Source organism: Tepidimonas aquatica, from assembly GCF_007556585.1.
Taxonomy (GTDB): Bacteria; Pseudomonadota; Gammaproteobacteria; order Burkholderiales; family Burkholderiaceae_C; genus Tepidimonas; species Tepidimonas aquatica.
Genome location: NZ_VJNA01000001.1, coordinates 66,901 through 84,310, shown reverse-complemented (window position 1 = coordinate 84,310; position 17,410 = coordinate 66,901). Strand labels below are relative to the sequence as shown.

Below are 17,410 nucleotides of genomic sequence, written 5' to 3'. Positions count from 1 at the left end.
GGTGCCCCCGCACAGCGCCTACAATGACGCGCTGCACCGCGGGTGTGATGGAATCGGTAGACATACAGGACTTAAAATCCTGAGGCCCCACCGGGCCGTGCGGGTTCGAGTCCCGCCACCCGCACCACGGTCGCGCCACCGTCAGCCGCGACGCTGCCACACGGCGGCAAAAAAGCCATCGCAACCGTGGCGGTGCGGCCACAGACGCAGGTACGGCCCCTGCACCAGCGCCTGCGCTTGCGGCACGCGGGCCGCAGCCAGCCGCTCGGCGGCGGGTTGCACGACAAAGTCGGGATGGTGGGCGGTGAACGCCGCGGCCACGTCTTCGTTTTCTTCGCGCAGCAGGCTGCAGGTGGCGTACACCAGGCTGCCGCCGGGGCGCACCAGGCGTGCGGCGGCCGCCACGATGCGCTGCTGCAGCGCGGCGTGTTGCGCCACCGAGGCGGGGTCGTGCCGCCACGGCAGCTCGGGGTGACGCCGCACCGTGCCCAGGCCCGTGCAAGGCGCATCCACCAGCACACGGTCGACCTTGCCCGCCAAGCGCTCCAGACGCTCGTCCTGCTCGTCGCGCAGTTGCATCGTGACCACGTTGGTCAGCCCCGCACGGGCCAGGCGCGCGGGCAGCGCCAGCAGCCGCCGCGCCACCGTGTCGAAAGCGTACAGGCGGCCGCTGTCGCGCATCTCGGCCCCCAGCGCCAGCGTTTTGCCCCCGGCCCCGGCGCAAAAGTCCACCACCGTCTCGCCGCGCCGTGCGCCGACCAGCGCCACGATCAGTTGCGAGCCTTCGTCCTGCACCTCGACCCAGCCTTGCTCGTAAGCAGGCACGCCCGACAGCCGGGTGCGCCCCGGCAGGCGCAGGCCGTGCGGCGCGTACGGGGTGGTCGACACGGTGCCGCCCAGCGCCTGTTGCAGCGCCTCGCGCGCCTGGGCGGGGCGGGCCTTGAGGAGGTTGACCCGCAGGTCCACCGGCGCCGGGGCCCGCAGCGCCGCCGCCAGCAGCGGCAGCTCCCCACCCACCTGCGCCTGCAAGCGCGGCACCAGCCACTCGGGCAGCCCCAGGCGCACCGCCTCGGGGGCGTCGTCCAGCGACACCGCTTGCGCCCGGGCTTGCCATTCGGCCACCACCTCGGCCGACGTGGCGTCGGCCTGCGCCAGCCACGGCGCCGCATCGATGGGCCACGCCAGCGCCATCAGGGCCTGGCACGCCGGCGCGTCGTCGCGCAACGCCGCCACGTCCAGCGGGGCTGGCGTGCCACCCTGCAAGCGCTGCCAACGCCAGTGCAGCTGCGGCAGCGCGCGCAGCGCGCCGTACAGGGCATCGGCCAGCGCGTGGCGCAGGCGCTGGCCGACGCGGTTCGCGCCGCTCAGGGTGCGCGCCAGCACCGCCTCGGGCGGCTCAGCAAACCGCAGGGTGCGCTGCAACAGGGTGCCCGCCAAGGCCAGCGGTGGCGTGGGCGCTGACGAGCGCGTCGGGCGTGAGGCGTGCCGGTGTGCCATGGGCGCGATTGTGCGCCACCGACACGCTGGCCACGCACGCGCCGTGCCGGATAATCGCGCCCCATGCCCGACATTGCTTCCGAAGTGCGCCGGCGGCGCACGTTTGCCATCATCTCCCACCCCGACGCCGGCAAGACCACGCTGACCGAAAAGCTGCTGCTGTTTTCCGGCGCCATCCATATCGCCGGCAGCGTCAAGGCGCGCAAGGCCGCGCGGCACGCCACCAGTGACTGGATGGAGATCGAAAAGCAGCGCGGCATCTCGGTGGCCAGCTCGGTCATGCAGATGGAGTACCGCGACTGCGTCATCAACCTGCTGGACACCCCTGGCCACCAGGACTTCAGCGAGGACACTTACCGCGTGCTGACCGCCGTGGATGCGGCGCTGATGGTGATCGACGCCGGCAACGGCGTGGAGCCGCAGACGCGGCGGCTGCTGCAGGTCTGCCGCGCGCGCAACACACCGATTCTGACCTTCATCAACAAGATGGACCGCGAGGTCAAGGCACCGCTGGATCTGCTGGACGAGATCGAGCGCGAGCTGGGCATGACGGTGGTGCCGTTCACCTGGCCGGTCGGCATGGGCAAGCTGTTCCACGGCGTGTGGGACCGCCGCGCCGACCAGATGCGCGTCTTTGCGCCCGGCGAAGACCGCCGCGGCGGCGACGAGGAGATTTTGGCTGGCCGCGACAACCCTGCCATCGCGCAGCGCTTTGGGCTGGAGTGGCAGCAGGCGCTGGACGAGCTGGAGCTGGTCGATGGCGCCACCCCGCCGTTCGAGCACGCGGCGTTTCTGGCCGGCACGCAGACGCCGATGTTCTTCGGCTCGGCGATCAACAACTTCGGCGTCAAGGAGGTGCTGGACGCGCTGGTCGATCTGGCGCCGCCGCCGGGGCCGAAGCCCGCGCTGCAGCGCGAGGTGGCGCCGACCGAGCCCAAGTTCAGCGGCGTGGTGTTCAAGATCCAGGCCAACATGGACCCTGCGCACCGCGACCGCGTGGCCTTCGTGCGCGTGGCCAGCGGCCGCTTCGAGCGCGGCATGAAGCTGCGCATCACCCGCACCGGCAAGGAGTTCAAGCCCAACACGGTGGTGTCGTTCCTGTCGCAGCGGCGCGAGCTGCTGGAGGAGGCCTACGCCGGCGACATCATCGGCATCCCGAACCACGGCCTGCTGCAGTTGGGCGACACGCTCACCGAGGGCGAGGCGCTGCAGTTCACGGGGCTGCCGTTTTTTGCCCCCGAGATCATCCGCAGCGTGGAGGTGGCCGACCCGCTGCGCACCAAGCAGTTGCGCGCCGGCCTGCAGCAACTGGGCGAGGAAGGCGCGATCCAGGTGTTTCGGCCGATGGTCGGCTCGGTGTTGCTGCTGGGTGCGGTGGGACAGCTGCAGTTCGAGGTGGTGCAGCACCGGCTGGAGACGGAGTACGGCGTCAAGGCGCGCATCAGCGGCAGCCCTTACCACGTGGTACGCTGGGTGACCTGCCCGCCCGACAACGGCGGCGAGGCGGAACTGAAGCGCTTCATCGACGCCAACATCCACCGCATGGCGTGGGATGCCGTGGACGCGCCCGCCATTCTGCTCGACCACGCCGCCACGCTGCGCGCGGTGGAAGGCAACTGGCCCAAGATCCGCTTCCACGCGATGCGCGAGCACGCTGGCCTGGTGTTCCACAGCGCCTGACCGCACCCAACCCGCCGTCACCATGCGCCTGTTTGCCCCCCTGTACGAACGTGCCCTGCGCTGGGCGCGCCACCGCCACGCGCCGCGCTACCTGGCGGCACTGAGCTTTGCCGAGTCGTCGTTTTTTCCGGTACCGCCCGACGTCATGCTGGCGCCGATGGCGCTGGCCAACCCGCAGCAGGCCTGGCGGCTGGCGTGGCTGACGACGTGGACCTCGGTGCTGGGTGGGTTGGCCGGCTACCTGATCGGCTGGCTGGCCATGGCCAGCATCGAACCCTGGCTGCTGGCCAGCCGTTACGCGGCCCCCTACCAGCAGGCGATGACCTGGTTCCAGACGTGGGGAGTGTGGGCGGTGTTCATCGCCGGGTTTTCGCCTATTCCGTACAAAGTCTTCACGATCGCCGCCGGTGCGCTGGCCATGCCCCTGCTGCCGTTCACGCTGGCCTCGCTCGTCGGGCGGGGGGCGCGCTTCTTTCTGGTGGCCGCGCTGATGCGCTGGGGCGGCGCGCGCATGGAGCCGCTGCTGCGCCGCCACATCGACCGCATCGGCTGGGCGGTGGTGGCCGTGGTGGCCGTCGGCGCGACGCTGACGTACGCGCTGCGTTGAGTGCAGCGCGCATCGCCGCGGTGTCACCGGTTAGGGCGGCGGCGTGTGCCGCGCTGGACTTCAGACGCCAGCGCCCAGCAACCGCTCGATCGCGCGCGGGTAGATGAGGTGTTCTTGCGTCAGCACACGCGCCGCCAGCGTCTCAGGCGTGTCGCCCGGCAGGATCGGCACGACCGCCTGCTCCAGGATCGGGCCGTGGTCCAGCTCGGCCGTGACCAGGTGCACGGTGGCACCGGCAAAGCGGCAGCCGGCCTCGATGGCGCGCCGGTGCGTGTGCAAGCCGGGGAACGCCGGCAGCAGCGACGGGTGGATGTTGACGATGCGCCCCTCATGGTGCTGCACAAAACCGGGCGTGAGGATGCGCATGAAGCCGGCCAGAATCACCAGACCGCGGCCGTGGGGGTCAAAGCGTGCGATGGCCTGCGCCAGCGCGTCGTCGAAGGCTTCGCGGCTGGGGTAGGCCTGGTGGTCCACCACGGCCGTGGGCACGCCCTGCTCGGCCGCCCACGCCAGGCCCTTGGCGTCGGGGCGGTTGCTGATGACCGCGGCCACCTCGGCCCGGTAGCGCTCGCGCCAGCGGCGCTGCTGGGCGGCGCGCACGATGGCCTGCATGTTGGAGCCGGTGCCCGAAATCAGGATCACCAGCGGTCGTGGGGAAGTAGCGCCTGCGGACGTCATGGCCCGGCAGTGTAACCAACGGCCGCGCCTGTCACCCCGCCGACAGCCAGCGTGCGAGCGTTCGTGCATAAACGCGGCTGCATCGCAACACCAAGGAGTCCGGTATGGATTTGGCCTTTACGCCCGAGGAGCTGGCCTTCCGCGAGGAGGTGCGCGGCTGGATACGCGAGCACCTGGACCCGGCGCTGGCGGCCAAGGTGCTCGGCGGGCTGCGCCTGAGCAAGGACGACATTCAGGGTTGGGCGCGCACGCTGGGCCGCCAGGGGTGGCTGGCGTACCGCTGGCCACGCGCGTTTGGTGGCCCGGGCTGGAGCGTGGTGCAGCAGCACCTGTTCGACGAGGCGCTGGCCGAGGCGGGCGCCCCGCCGATCTTGCCGTTCGGCCCTGTGATGGTGGCGCCGGTCATCATGGCCTTTGGCACGCCCGAGCAGCAGCGCCGCTTTTTGCCCGGCATCGCCAGCGGCGAGGTGTGGTGGTGCCAGGGCTACAGCGAGCCCGGGTCGGGCTCGGACCTGGCCAGCCTGCGCACCCGCGCCGAGCGCGCTGGCGACCACTACGTCGTCAACGGTCAAAAAACCTGGACCACGCTGGCGCAGCACGCCGACTGGATCTTTTGCCTGGTGCGCACCAGCACCGAGGGTAAACCGCAAACAGGCATCAGCTTTTTGCTGGTCGACATGCGCTCACCCGGCATCACCGTGCGGCCGATCCGATTGCTGGACGGCGAGTACGAGGTCAACGAAGTCTGGTTCGACAACGTGCGTGTGCCGGTGGACAACCTGATCGGCGAGGAAAACAAAGGCTGGACCTACGCCAAGTACTTGCTGAGCCACGAGCGCGCCAACATCGCCGACGTCAACCGCGCCAAGCGCGAGCTCAAGCGGCTCAAGCGGCTGGCGCAACAGTGCGGGGTGTGGGACGACCTGCGCCTGCGCGACGCCATCGCGCTGCTGGAGGTCGACATCGTGGCGCTGGAGATGCTGGTGCTGCGCGTGCTGGCCGCCGAAAAGAGTGGCAAGCCGGCGCTGGACATTGCCGCGCTGCTCAAGATCCGCGGCAGCGAAATCCAGCAGCGCTTGAGCGAGCTGATGATGCTGGTGGGCGGGCCGCTGACGCTGCCGTACCTGGAGCCGGCGCTGGAAGGCCGCTGGGATGGCCCCTACCCCGGTGGCGACAGCGCCCTGGCGCCGTTGGCCCCGCGCTACTTCAACCTGCGCAAGACCACCATCTACGGCGGCAGCAACGAGGTGCAGCGCAACATCGTGGCCCAGACGCTGCTGGGCTGACCCCGAACAACCCGCGGAGGTGACCATGGATTTTGATTTCAGCGACGAGCAGCTGCAGCTGCGCGATGCCGTGCAGCGCTGGGCCGAGCGCGGCTACCCGTTCGAGCGGCGCCGCGCCATCGCCGCCGCCGGTGGCTTCGACGCCGGTGTCTGGCGCGAACTGACCGACCTGGGCCTGCCCGGCCTGACCGTGCCCGAGGTCCACGGCGGCATGGGGCTGGGGCCGGTCGAGGCGATGGTGGTGCACGAGGCGCTGGGCGCCGCGCTGCTGCTGGAGCCGCTGGCGCACGCCCACCTGGCCAGCACCGTGCTGCAGCGCCACGCCAGCGCCGCGGCGCAAGCGGCGTGGCTGCCGCGGCTGGCGGCGGGCGAGCTGGTGGTGCTGGCGCACGTGGAAGCGCAGGCGCGCCATCGCTGGGACCGTTGCCACACCGAAGCGCGCCACGACGGCCAAGGCGGTGCGCGCCTGTACGGCGTCAAACACGTGGTGCCAGCCGGCGACCACGCGGCGGCGTGGCTGGTGCCCGCCGTGCACGAGGGGACGCTGGCGCTGTGGTGGGTGGAGCGCGGCGCCCCTGGGGTGCGCATGCAAGGGTACCCGCTGCAAGACGGCAGCCGCGGCGCCGACCTGGTGCTCGACGGCGCCCCCGCCACGCTCGTCACGCGCGCGGGCGAAGCCGCGCTGGCGTGGCTGATGGACGCGGGCATTGCGCTGCTGGCTGCCGAGGCCGTCGGTGTGATGGACCGCACCCTGGCGCTGACCGTGCAATACCTGCAAACACGCAAGCAGTTTGGCGTTCCCATTGGCAGCTTCCAGGCGCTGCGCCACCGGGTGGCCGACATGAAAATGCAGCTGGAGCTGGCCCGCAGCATGGCCTACTACGCCACGCTCAAGCTCGGCGCACCCGAGCCGCAACGCCGCCAGGCGCTGGCGCGCGCCAAGGTGCAACTGGGCCAGTCGATGCGCTACGTTGGCCAGCAGGCGGTGCAGTTGCACGGCGGCATCGGCGTCACCGACGAATACCTGGTCGGCCACTGCTTCAAGCGCCTGACCCAGCTGGAGCTCACCTTCGGCGACACGCTGCACCACCTGGGCGAGGTGGCGGCGCGCATGACCGACGCCGCCGGCGTGACGGCGTGATCCGTGCACCGAACCATGCCTGTGGCGTGTCGCCCGGCCGACACGCTGCGGCGTGGTTCACGGGCAAACCCTGAACCGGCGCCGCGCTGCTGGGGCGGATGATCCTGCCATGAGCGGCCAACCCTACGACACGGATTTTGTCGTCATCGGCTCCGGTTTCGGGGGCAGCGTCAGCGCGTTGCGGCTGGCCGAACAAGGCTACCGCGTCGTGGTGCTGGAGCAGGGTCGCCACTGGCCCCCGCACGAGCTGCCCCACGACAACTGGCAGTGGCGCCGTTGGCTGTGGCGCCCGGGGCTCGGCTGGCGTGGTTTTTTCGCCCTGCGGCTGCTGCGCCACGTCGTGGTGCTGCACGGCAACGCCGTCGGTGGTGGCTCGATCACCTACGCCAACACGCTGCTGGTGCCACCCGACGACGTCTGGCGGCACGGCAGTTGGGCCGGCCTGGACGACTGGGCGCGCGTGATGCCGGCGCATTACGCGCGCGCCAGCCAGATGCTGGGGGTCACCACCAACCGGCGCCTGGCGGCGGCCGACGAGCGGCTGGGCGCGATGGCGCGGCTGGCTGGCGTCGGCGACTCTTGGCAACCGACACGCGTGGCGGTCTTTTTCGGTGATGACCACGACCTGAGCGGCGACCGCGACTACCCCGATCCGTACTTCGGCGGTGAGGGACCGGCGCGCCGCTCCTGCACCGGCTGCGGTGGCTGCATGGTGGGCTGCCGCGAGGGCGCCAAGAACACGCTGGATCGCAACTACCTGCACCTTGCACAACGCCGCGGCGCCACGCTGTACGCCGAAACCGAGGTGGTGCGCATCGTGCCACTGCCGCGCCCCGACGGTGGGCCCGCACCCGATGGACGCCACGGCTACGCCGTGCACGCGCTCGAACACCGTGATGGGCGGCGGCGGGCGCGCGTCTGGCGTGCCCGGGCCGTGGTGTGCGCCGCCGGATCGCTGGGCACCCAGGCCTTGCTGATGGCCGCGCGCCAACGCGGTGACCTGCCACACCTGTCACCAACGCTGGGGCAGCACGTGCGCACCAACGCCGAATCGCTCATCGGCATACGCTGGCCGGGCTGCGCCGAGGACCTGTCGCGCGGCGTGGCCATCGGCTCGAAGATCCAGCTCGACCCGCACACCACCATCGAGGCAACCCGTTACCCTGCCGGCTCCGACGCCATGGCGCTGCTGTCGACCGTGATGGCGCCCGGCGACGGACGGCTGGCCTGGGCGACTGCGCTGGCACGCGGGCTGCTGACGGCCCCGCGCGCCACCTGGCGGCTGCTGCGCCCCAAGGGCTGGGCACGGGAGTCGATGATCTTGCTGTGCATGCAAACGCTGGACGGCACGCTGACGCTGCGCTGGCAGCGCCCTTGGTGGGCGCCGTGGCGGCACGTGCTGCGCAGCCACGGGGCCCCGCTGCCGCACCACATCCCCGCGGCCACCGCGTTTGCCCGTGCCGCCGCCGCGGCCACCGGGGGCGTGCCGATGGCCTCGCTGCCGCAGGTGCTGTTTCACATCCCGATGACGGCGCATTGCCTGGGCGGCGCGGTCATGGCCACCGACGCCACGCGGGGGGCGTGCGATGCGTGGCAGCGCGCTTTTGGGCAGCGCAACCTGTGGCTGGTCGACGGCTCGGTCATCGGCGCCAACCTCGGCGTCAACCCCAGCTTGACCATCACCGCATTGGCCGAACGGGCCATGACCGCGGTGCCCCCACCAGCCCTGGCCACCTGGGATGGCGTGGGCACGCCGATTGCGGCACACTGACGCTTGGCCGACGCACCTACCGGAGACTGCGATGAACGCCTGGCGCCACGACTTTGCCGCCCTGCACCCCGACGACGTGGCCGCCGTGCTGCGCGGTCAGCTGCAGCGCATGCGCCAAGCCGCGCAGCGCGACGGCGCGCCCAACGCGGCCCAACGCCGCACCCACCTGCGGCGCTTGCTGCAAGCGGTATTGGACCACGAAGCCGACTGGGTGCGCGCGGTGAACGCCGACTTCGGCCGCCGCAGCGCCACCGAGACGCGGCTGTTGGAACTGGGTCCGCTGGCGGACCAAATCCGCCACAACCTGCGCCACGTGGCGCGCTGGATGCGCCCGCGGCGCGCGCCGGTCAACCCGCTGTTTTGGCCCGCACGGGCACGCATCGTGCCGCAACCGCTGGGGGTGGTGGGCATCATTGGCGCCTGGAACTACCCGGTGCAATTGACGCTGTCGCCGCTGGCCGACGCGCTGGCCGCCGGCAACCGCGTGCTGCTCAAACCGTCCGAGCTGGCCCCGCACACGGCCGAGCTGCTGCAGCGTGTGTTGGCCGAAGCGTTTGCCTCGGACCACGTGTGCGTCGTCACGGGTGGCACGACGGTGGCCGCGGCGCTGGCGGCGCTGCCGCTGGACCACCTGCTGTTCACCGGCTCCACCCGCGTCGGCAAGCTGGTGGCCCAAGCCGCCGCGCCCAACCTCACGCCAGTGACGTTGGAGTTGGGAGGCAAGTCACCCGCCATCGTCGGCCCCGGTGCGGACGTTGCGCTGGCCGCCGACCGCATCGCCACCGCGAAGGGCTGGAACGCCGGCCAGACCTGCATCGCGCCGGACTACTGCCTGGTGCCGCGCGCGCAGCGCGACGCCTTCGTGCAGGCGCTGCGGCGCAGTGTGCAGCGGCGCTGGCCGCGCGGGGTGGACGACCCCGACTACACGGCCCTGCTGTCGGCCACCGCGTGGCAGCGCCAGCTGCGCCTGGCGCACGAGGCCACCGCGGCCGGCGCCACGTTGGTGCCGCTGATGGGGGATGGTCCGCCCCCGGCCGAGTCAGCCGCACCCCGCCCGGCCGTGCTCGGCCCGGTGGCGGTGCTGGACCCACCGGCCACCTGCGCGCTGATGCAGGAGGAAATCTTTGGCCCCCTGCTGCCGGTGCTAACCTACGACACGCTGCCGCAGGCTTTGGATCACATCAACGCCGGCCCGCGCCCGTTGGCGCTGTACCTGTTCGAGCGCGACCGCGCCACCATCGAGCACGTGCTGGCGCACACGGTCAGCGGGGGCGTCACTGTCAACGACTGCATGCTGCACCAGCCGCAGCACGCGCTGCCCTTTGGCGGCGTGGGTGCCAGTGGCATGGGGGCGTACCACGGGCGGCATGGGTTCGAGCGCTTTTCGCACCTGAAAGGCGTGTACGAGCAGTCGACGCTGGTGGGTGCGGTGTTCGACCGCTGGGTGCGCCCCCCCTACGGGGCGGCGCTGCAGCGGCTGTTGCGCTTCATGCTGCGGCGCTGACCCTTTGGCTGCCGCTGGGGCGTTGGGCCACGCTGGTCAAGCGGGTGCCAAAGGCAATGCCGACGCGGGCGCGGGCGTTGACCGCCCAACCGTTGGCGTCCAGCAGCGGACCGATGTTGCGCTGGCGCAGCTTGAGCGCGGCCAACAGCATCGACGGGCCCGAAATCAGCAGCATCACGCCCAACACGACCAGCGGCACCTGCCACCACGCCAGCTGCATCAGGCCCGCCACCAACGCCGCCAACGCCGTGCCGATGGCCCCCAGCGCCAGGCCGATGGCGGCAAAAACGCCGGCGAACTTGGCAATATCAAACGCCTGCGCGGGTGCGGTGGGCTTGCCTTGCTCGACCGCAGCGGCGCCCTGACTGACCTGCTGCGCCGCGCGCGCCTCCACGGCCTGATCGCGCGCCGCCGCGAACTTGCGGATCTGATCGCCGATCATGCGCGCGATGCGCTTGTAGGGGCGCCAAAACGCCTCGCGCACGCTGATAGGATTTTCCACCACGCGCTGCAACGTGAACTGCCAGTCGCGCCCTTGGCGGTCGACAAAGACACCATGCCGCCCCGGGACCATGAAGTCCGACGTGTCGCCCGCCGTCAGCGCGGCGACCATGGCCTGCGGCGTTTCGCCCGCGCGCTCGCACTGGCCGTACAGAAGGTACAGGCCACTGTAAGCGGCCAGTTGCGCGTGCGCCGCCGTGTCGCCGACAGGCAAGCAAAGCCGGCATTCGCGCTGGTCGATGTACAGCGTGCCGATTTGGAACGCCGCCTGGGCACGGGTGTAAAAGTCCAAAAAATTGACCATGTTGCGCAGCAGCGTGGCGATGTCGCGGCGCAGGTGCAGCAAGCGGCGCAGCGCCTCAATGCCCTCGGCCTCGGCGGCAAACCCGCGGTCGCGCGCCGCAGCGGCGCGCAGCTGGTCGGCAACCCCGTCGCGCTGCCAGTCGTCCAACCAGGCCGCCTCCCAGGCGGCGGCCGGGACGTCGGGCCGCTGCGCCAGCCAATCGCCCCATGGCTGCAACCCGGCACGCAGGGCGCGCCAGTCGGCTTCGCTCAGCACCGCACGCGCGCCCAGCCGGGGCGCCACCGCATCGCGCTGCAGGGTCGCCAGCGCCTCGGCCCACAGCGGGTTGACGGCCGTGCCCTCCAACGGTAACGTGGCCTCGGGCGTGAGGCGCGCCAGCGGCCAGTCGGCAGCCTCCCAGCCGGATTCGGGCACGGTTGCGACAGCCAGCTCCAACGCAGCGACCAAGCGGGGGTCGAACGCCGCCAGCCGGCACCGCACGAAATGGTCGTCCACCTTGGTCGCCACGGCTTGCACGGCGTCCCAGGCCCGTTGCCATGGCCCCGGGTCACCGCTCGGGCGGGCCGCCAGCCACGCCCGCAGCGCCTGCACATCGGCGTCGGCCTGGTCGATGATGGCCTCGGTCACGCCGGGCTGGCCGCTGCGGTCCGCCGCCCCGCCGTAGTCCTGCACCAGCCGCTGCACCCACAGCGCCAGCGTCGGCTGGTCCGCCACCAGGTCCGCCGGCACCACGCCGTCGCCGTTGGGGTACACCGGCGGAAACAACCGGGCGCTGTCGGCCACGTCGACCACGGCCACTGCGTCGACGCCCGGGCGACCCACCCGCTGCAACACCAGCCGGGCCGCGGCGGTCAACACGCGCCCCTCGTCATCGTCGTCGCGCAACGCCGCCAACGGCAGCTGGTCGCCACCGTCCCACACGAGGCCCGGGTCGCGCAGGCGCGCGCACAGCCAGCCCACGGCCTGCAGCACCTCCGGGCGGCGGATGCGACCGTCGGCGTCGGTGTCGAGCCACGCCAGCGTGCGCGGGTCGATCGTCAACCCCTGGGTTGGGCACGCCAACGCCCCCCACAGCTTGGGGTCCAGCGCAGCCAGCGCCTGCAGATCCGCCGCGCTGTCCAGCACGGGTTGGTCAACGCCGCCCACGCGCACGAAGCGCCAGCGGTAGGGGCGTGGGGTGGTGTGTGCGGCGTTGGTCATGGGCGCCCACTGCTCGTGGTGGATGTTGGGCCATCATAACGCCACGGCGCACGGCCTGGGCCACGATCGTCACCGCCCGCCCCCGCCCTGTGGCCGCCGCGCCACACACCATCACGCGTGCAAGCGCGAATGCCGCGGCAGGTGCGCCATCAAAAACTCCATCTGGTCGGCCAGGATGCGCCGGTTGCGCAGAATGAAGTCTTCCCACAGGCTGGGCACGTACGGTGCGTACAGCAACGGCATGTGCGCCTGCTCGGGCGTACGGTTGCCCTTGCGGTGGTTGCAGGCGCGGCACGCCGTCACCACGTTCATCCAATGGTCGCGCCCGCCTTGCGCCAGCGGCACCACGTGCTCGCGCGTCAGCTCCGTTTCGTCGAAGCGGCCGCCGCAGTACGCGCAGAGCTGGCGGTCACGCGCAAACAGCTTGGCGTTGGTCAGGCTCGGCACGATATCGAAGGGGTTGACGGCGGCGTGCCCGCGCGTGCCGATGATCGAATGCACCTCGACGCGCGACTGCCGCCCGGTGCGGGCGTTGATGCCACCGCGAAAGACGGCGATGCGCCCCCCGGCGACCCAGCGCACGTCGCCTGCGGCGTAGTGCAGCACGGCTTCCTGCAGCGTCAGCCACGCTTGCGGCAAACCGTGCGCGGTGAGTTTGAGCACCCTCATGGCAGTGTGTCATAGTAGCGCCCTTTGATGACCCGTGTGTGACCTCGGCGCAACACCCGCATGAACATCGTATTCGGCCTGCACAACCTGCTGCGCCAGCCCCCGCGCGCCCGGGCGCTGACGATCGGCAACTTCGACGGTGTGCACCGCGGGCACCAGGCCATGTTGGCGCTGCTGCTCAACGAAGCGCGTCACCGCGGCCTGCCGGCGTGTGCGCTGACCTTCGAGCCCCACCCGCGCGACTTTTTTGCCGCGCGGGCGCGCAACCCGGCGCTGGCCCCGGCGCGCATCGCCACGCTGCGCGACAAGCTGGAGGAGCTGCGCCGCTGCGGCATCGACGAGTGCATCATCCTGCCGTTCCACGAGCGGCTGGCGGCGCTGTCGGCCGAGGCGTTCATCGACGACGTGCTGGTGGGCGCGCTGGGCGTGCGCTACGTGCTGGTGGGCGATGACTTTCGCTTCGGCGCCGGGCGCCGCGGTGACTACGCGCTGCTGGACGCCGCCGGCGGCGCGCGCGGCTTCGAGGTCGCGCGCATGCTCAGCTACGAAGTGCACGGCCAGCGTGTGTCCAGCTCGGCGGTGCGTGCGGCGCTGGCCGCCGGCGACATGGATGCGGCGGCGGCGTTGCTCGGTCGGCCCTACGCCATCAGCGGCCACGTGGTGCACGGGCGCAAGCTGGGGCGCGCGCTGGGCGAGTCGGGCACGGGACGCGGCGACGGCTTTCGCACCCTCAACCTGCGCTTTTCGCACTGGAAGCCGGCGGCCAGCGGCATTTTTGTCGTGCAGGTGCACGGCCTGGACCCAACCCCCGGCGCCGCGCCGCTGCCGGGGGTGGCCAACCTCGGCGTGCGCCCGTCGCTCGACCCGCGCGACGTCAACGGCGGCCGCGTGCTGCTGGAGACCCACTGTTTGACGTGGCCGGCACGCGTGCAGGCGGCGCTGGCGCACGCGGCGGTGCCCGGCGAGGCCTACGGTAGAATCATCCGCGTCGAGCTGCTGCACAAGCTGCACGACGAACTCCGCTACCCCAGCCTGGATGCCCTGGCGGCTGGCATTGCCCAGGACTGCGCCGACGCCCGTGCCTGGTGGGCCGCCCGTGGCTTGCATAGCGCCCACCATGAAGCCTGACCGCACCCCTGCCGCCGACGCGCGCGACGCGTCCCTGCCCGACTACAGCGCCACGCTGAACCTGCCGCAGACGCCGTTTCCGATGCGGGGCAACCTGCCGCAGCGCGAGCCAGGCTGGGTGCGTCAGTGGGAGGAGCAGGGCTTGTACCAGCGCCTGCGCGACGCGCGCCGCGGCGCGCCCAAGTTCATCCTGCACGACGGCCCGCCCTACGCCAACGGCCGCATCCACATTGGGCACGCCGTCAACAAGGTGCTCAAAGACATGATCGTCAAAGCCCGCCAGTTGGCTGGCTTTGACGCGCAGTACATCCCGGGCTGGGACTGCCACGGCCTGCCGATCGAAAACGCCATCGAAAAGCTGTACGGCCGCGGCCTGAGCCGCGACGACATGCAGGCCAAAGCGCGCGCCTTTGCCAGCGAGCAAATCGCGCTGCAGATGGCCGACTTCAAGCGGCTGGGCGTGCTGGGCGACTGGGAGCACCCGTACCGCACGATGGACTTCAAAAACGAGGCCGAGGAGCTGCGCGCCTTCAAACGCGTGATGCAGCGGGGCTTCGTGTACCGTGGCTTGAAGCCGGTGTATTGGTGCTTCGACTGCGGCTCGTCGCTGGCGGAGTTCGAGATCGAGTACGCCGACAAAGCCAGCCAGACGCTGGACGTGGCGTTTTTGTGCGCCGAGCCCGAGCGGCTGTTGCAGGCGTTTGCGGCGGCTTCGCCGCTGCCGCACGCCGACCTGGCCGCGCTGGCCCAGCGCCCGATCTACGCTGTCATCTGGACCACCACCGCGTGGACCATCCCGGCCAACCAAGCCCTCAACGTCAACCCCGCGCTGCCGTACGCGCTGGTGGACACCCCGCGCGGTCTGCTGCTGCTGGCCGAGGCGCTGGTCGAGCCCTGCCTGCAGCGCTACGGCTTGAGCGGCCAGGTGCTGGCGGTGGCACCCGGCCGGGTGCTGGACCGCATCCACTTCCGCCACCCATTGGCGCACGTGCACCCCGGCTACGACCGCTTGAGCCCGGTGTACCTGGCCGACTACGCCACCGCCGACGACGGCACCGGCATCGTGCACAGCGCCCCCGCCTACGGCGTGGAGGACTTCAACTCGTGCACCGCGCACGGGCTGGCCGCGGCCGACATCCTCAACCCGGTGCAGGGCAACGGCGTCTACGCAGCCGACCTGCCGCTGTTTGGCGGGCAGTCGATCTGGCAGGCCACGCCCGCGATCATCGACACGTTGCGCGCCGCCGACCGGCTGCTGGCCACCCAAACCATCACGCACAGCTACCCGCACTGCTGGCGCCACAAAACGCCGGTGATCTACCGCGCCGCAGCGCAGTGGTTCATCCGCATGGACGCGCCCACCGAGGCCACGCGCGGCATCTTCGCCACCGACCCCGCCCCGCAGACGCTGCGCGAGCTGGCCCTGCACGCCATCGAGCAAACCGGCTTTTACCCCGAAAGCGGCCGCGCGCGGCTGCGCGACATGATCGCGCACCGACCCGACTGGTGCATCAGCCGCCAGCGCTCGTGGGGCGTGCCGCTGCCCTTCCTGCTGCACGTGGACAGCGGCGAGCCGCACCCGCGCACGCCCGAGATCATCGACCTGGCGGCCGACGTCGTCGAAGCGGGCGGTGTCGAGGCGTGGAGCAAACTGACGGTGGCCGACATCCTGCAACGTCTGGGCGACCCCACCGACCCCGCGCAGTACACCAAGAGCACCGACATCCTGGAGGTGTGGTTTGACTCCGGCACCACGCACCACACGGTGCTCAGGGGCAGCCACGCCGGCGCCGGCCACGACGACGGCCCCGAGGCCGACCTGTACCTGGAAGGCCACGACCAGCACCGCGGCTGGTTCCACTCGTCGCTGCTGACGGCGTGTGCAATGCACGGCCGCGCGCCGTACCGCGCGCTGCTCACCCATGGCTTCACGGTCGACGGCCAGGGCCGCAAGATGAGCAAGTCGCTGGGCAACGTCGTGGCCCCGCAGGAGGTCAGCGACAAGCTGGGCGCCGAAATCATTCGGCTGTGGGTCGCCTCCACCGATTACGCGGGTGACCTGGGCATCGACGACAACATCCTGGCGCGGGTGGTCGACGCCTACCGGCGCATGCGCAACACGCTGCGCTTTTTGCTGGCCAACATCAGCGACTTCGACGCTGCGCGCGACGCCGTGCCGGCGGCGCAGTTGCTGGAAATCGACCGTTGGGCGCTGGCGCGCACGGCGCAGCTGCAAGCCGACATCCTGGCGCACTACCAGCGCTACGAATTCCACCCGGTGGTGGCCAAGGTGCAGGTATTTTGCTCCGAGGAGCTGGGGGCCTTTTACCTCGACGTGCTCAAGGACCGGCTCTACACCACCGCGCCCAACAGCCTGGCGCGGCGCAGCGCGCAAACGGCGCTGCACCAGATCACGCACGCGATGCTGCGCTGGATCGCGCCGTTTTTGTCGTTCACCGCCGAAGAGGCCTGGGCCTTGGTCGGACACACCCCGTCGATCTTCACCGAAACCTACCTGGCCTTGCCCACGCCGGACGAGGCGCTGCTGGCCAAGTGGCAGCGCATTCTGGCGGTGCGCGACGCGGTCAACAAAGCCATCGAGGACGAACGCAGCGCCGGGCGCATCGGTCCATCGCTGCAGGCCGAAGTGACGCTGACGCTGCCGCCCGAAGACCACGCGCTGCTCAGCACACTGGGTGACGACGCGCGCTTTGTCTTCCTGGTGTCGGCGCTGACGCTGCAGCCGGGGGCGGCGCTGGCGGTGCAGGTCACGCCGTCGCCGCACGCCAAGTGCGCGCGCTGCTGGCACTGGCGCGCCGACGTCGGCCACGACCCGGCGCACCCCCACCTGTGTGGCCGTTGCACCGCCAACCTGTACGGCGCGGGCGAACCGCGCCACGCCGCCTGAGGGTGCCGCATGGCCAAGGCGTCGTCGCGCGGCATGCTGGTATGGCTGGGCTTGGCGGCGGTCATCGTGCTGCTGGACCAAGCCTCCAAGGGGTTGATCCTGGTGCTGTTTCGCCCCGGCGAGGTGCTGCCGGTGACCAGCTTTTTCAACCTGGTGCGGGTGCACAACCCCGGCGCAGCGTTTTCCTTCCTGGCCGGCGCGGGGGGGTGGCAGCGCTGGCTGTTCCTCGGCATCGGGCTCGTGGCGGTGGCCGTCATCCTGTGGCTGCTGCGCGCCCACCACCAACAAAAGCTGTTTGCCTTTTCGCTGGCGTGCCTGCTGGGCGGCGCGCTGGGCAACGTGATCGACCGCGCGCTGCACGGCTACGTGGTGGACATGTTGGACTTTCACCACCGTTGGCTGGCACCCCTGTTCGCCGGCGGGCACTACCCCTCGTTCAACGTGGCCGACATGGCCATCACCGCAGGGGCCATCGGCCTGATCGTCGATGAGCTGCGGCGCGTGCGGCGCAGCCGCTGACACGCACCCGCCATCGC

At 71.0% G+C, this 17,410-nt stretch carries 13 protein-coding genes and 1 tRNA gene; 10 read left to right on the top strand and 4 right to left on the bottom strand.

Features of this window, described 5'->3' with window-relative positions:
* Window positions 1-38 precede the first annotated feature (38 nt).
* Window positions 39-127: transfer RNA gene (locus tag Taqua_RS00400), tRNA-Leu, on the top strand.
* A gap of 14 nt (window positions 128-141) precedes the next feature.
* Here Taqua_RS00400 and Taqua_RS00395 read toward each other — a convergent pair.
* Window positions 142-1,497, bottom strand: a complete 1,356-nt coding sequence (locus Taqua_RS00395; protein WP_144324083.1) for an RsmB/NOP family class I SAM-dependent RNA methyltransferase — start codon at window positions 1,495-1,497, stop codon at window positions 142-144.
* A 63-nt stretch (window positions 1,498-1,560) separates the two neighbouring features.
* Between Taqua_RS00395 and Taqua_RS00390 the strand changes: the two genes are divergently transcribed.
* Window positions 1,561-3,177, top strand: a complete 1,617-nt coding sequence (locus Taqua_RS00390) for a peptide chain release factor 3 (RefSeq protein ID WP_144324082.1) — start codon at window positions 1,561-1,563, stop codon at window positions 3,175-3,177.
* 22 nt (window positions 3,178-3,199) lie between these two features.
* Entirely contained in the window at window positions 3,200-3,784 is a 585-nt protein-coding gene (locus tag Taqua_RS00385) for a YqaA family protein (RefSeq protein WP_144324081.1), read from the top strand.
* Window positions 3,785-3,844: 60 nt separating this feature from the next.
* Here Taqua_RS00385 and purN read toward each other — a convergent pair whose 3' ends face one another.
* Window positions 3,845-4,462, bottom strand: coding sequence for a phosphoribosylglycinamide formyltransferase (gene purN, locus Taqua_RS00380; RefSeq protein WP_144324080.1), 618 nt, complete (start codon window positions 4,460-4,462; stop codon window positions 3,845-3,847).
* A gap of 104 nt (window positions 4,463-4,566) precedes the next feature.
* On the opposite strand from purN, the gene Taqua_RS00375 reads away from it, so the two are divergent.
* The 4 genes from Taqua_RS00375 (at window position 4,567) to Taqua_RS00360 (ending at window position 10,164) form a co-directional block, all read left to right on the top strand.
* A complete protein-coding gene (locus Taqua_RS00375; RefSeq protein ID WP_144324079.1) occupies window positions 4,567-5,748 on the top strand; it encodes an acyl-CoA dehydrogenase family protein in 1,182 nt (393 codons plus the stop codon).
* A gap of 25 nt (window positions 5,749-5,773) precedes the next feature.
* Window positions 5,774-6,889 (top strand): acyl-CoA dehydrogenase family protein, encoded by a 1,116-nt coding sequence (locus Taqua_RS00370; RefSeq protein ID WP_144324078.1) that lies wholly within the window; start codon window positions 5,774-5,776, stop codon window positions 6,887-6,889.
* Between the two features lie 109 nt (window positions 6,890-6,998).
* The gene (locus Taqua_RS00365; protein ID WP_144324077.1) at window positions 6,999-8,660 is read left to right on the top strand and encodes a GMC family oxidoreductase N-terminal domain-containing protein; all 1,662 of its coding nucleotides are present in this window, start codon (window positions 6,999-7,001) and stop codon (window positions 8,658-8,660) included.
* Between the two features lie 31 nt (window positions 8,661-8,691).
* Window positions 8,692-10,164: a coniferyl aldehyde dehydrogenase gene (locus Taqua_RS00360; protein ID WP_144324076.1), complete on the top strand. Its 1,473-nt coding sequence runs from the start codon at window positions 8,692-8,694 to the stop codon at window positions 10,162-10,164.
* On the opposite strand, the gene Taqua_RS00355 is transcribed toward Taqua_RS00360, so the two are convergent.
* Window positions 10,148-12,169 carry a hypothetical protein gene (locus Taqua_RS00355; RefSeq protein ID WP_144324075.1) on the bottom strand — a complete coding sequence of 674 codons (2,022 nt, stop codon included), beginning with the start codon at window positions 12,167-12,169 and terminating at the stop codon, window positions 10,148-10,150. The genes Taqua_RS00360 and Taqua_RS00355 overlap by 17 nt on opposite strands.
* 111 nt (window positions 12,170-12,280) lie before the next feature.
* On the bottom strand, window positions 12,281-12,838 hold the full coding sequence (locus Taqua_RS00350) for an HNH endonuclease (RefSeq protein ID WP_132963353.1): 558 nt from the start codon (window positions 12,836-12,838) through the stop codon (window positions 12,281-12,283).
* Between the two features lie 60 nt (window positions 12,839-12,898).
* On the opposite strand from Taqua_RS00350, the gene Taqua_RS00345 reads away from it, so the two are divergent.
* From Taqua_RS00345 to lspA, 3 genes are read left to right on the top strand one after another with little or no spacing between them, the layout of a single operon-like run.
* Window positions 12,899-13,966 carry a bifunctional riboflavin kinase/FAD synthetase gene (locus tag Taqua_RS00345; RefSeq protein WP_144324074.1) on the top strand — a complete coding sequence of 356 codons (1,068 nt, stop codon included), beginning with the start codon at window positions 12,899-12,901 and terminating at the stop codon, window positions 13,964-13,966.
* The gene (ileS, locus tag Taqua_RS00340; RefSeq protein ID WP_144324073.1) at window positions 13,956-16,874 is read left to right on the top strand and encodes an isoleucine--tRNA ligase; all 2,919 of its coding nucleotides are present in this window, start codon (window positions 13,956-13,958) and stop codon (window positions 16,872-16,874) included. Before Taqua_RS00345 ends, ileS begins: the two co-directional genes overlap by 11 nt.
* A 9-nt stretch (window positions 16,875-16,883) precedes the next feature.
* Window positions 16,884-17,393 (top strand): signal peptidase II, encoded by a 510-nt coding sequence (gene lspA / locus Taqua_RS00335; RefSeq protein ID WP_144324072.1) that lies wholly within the window; start codon window positions 16,884-16,886, stop codon window positions 17,391-17,393.
* The last annotated feature ends 17 nt before the right edge of the window (window positions 17,394-17,410 follow it).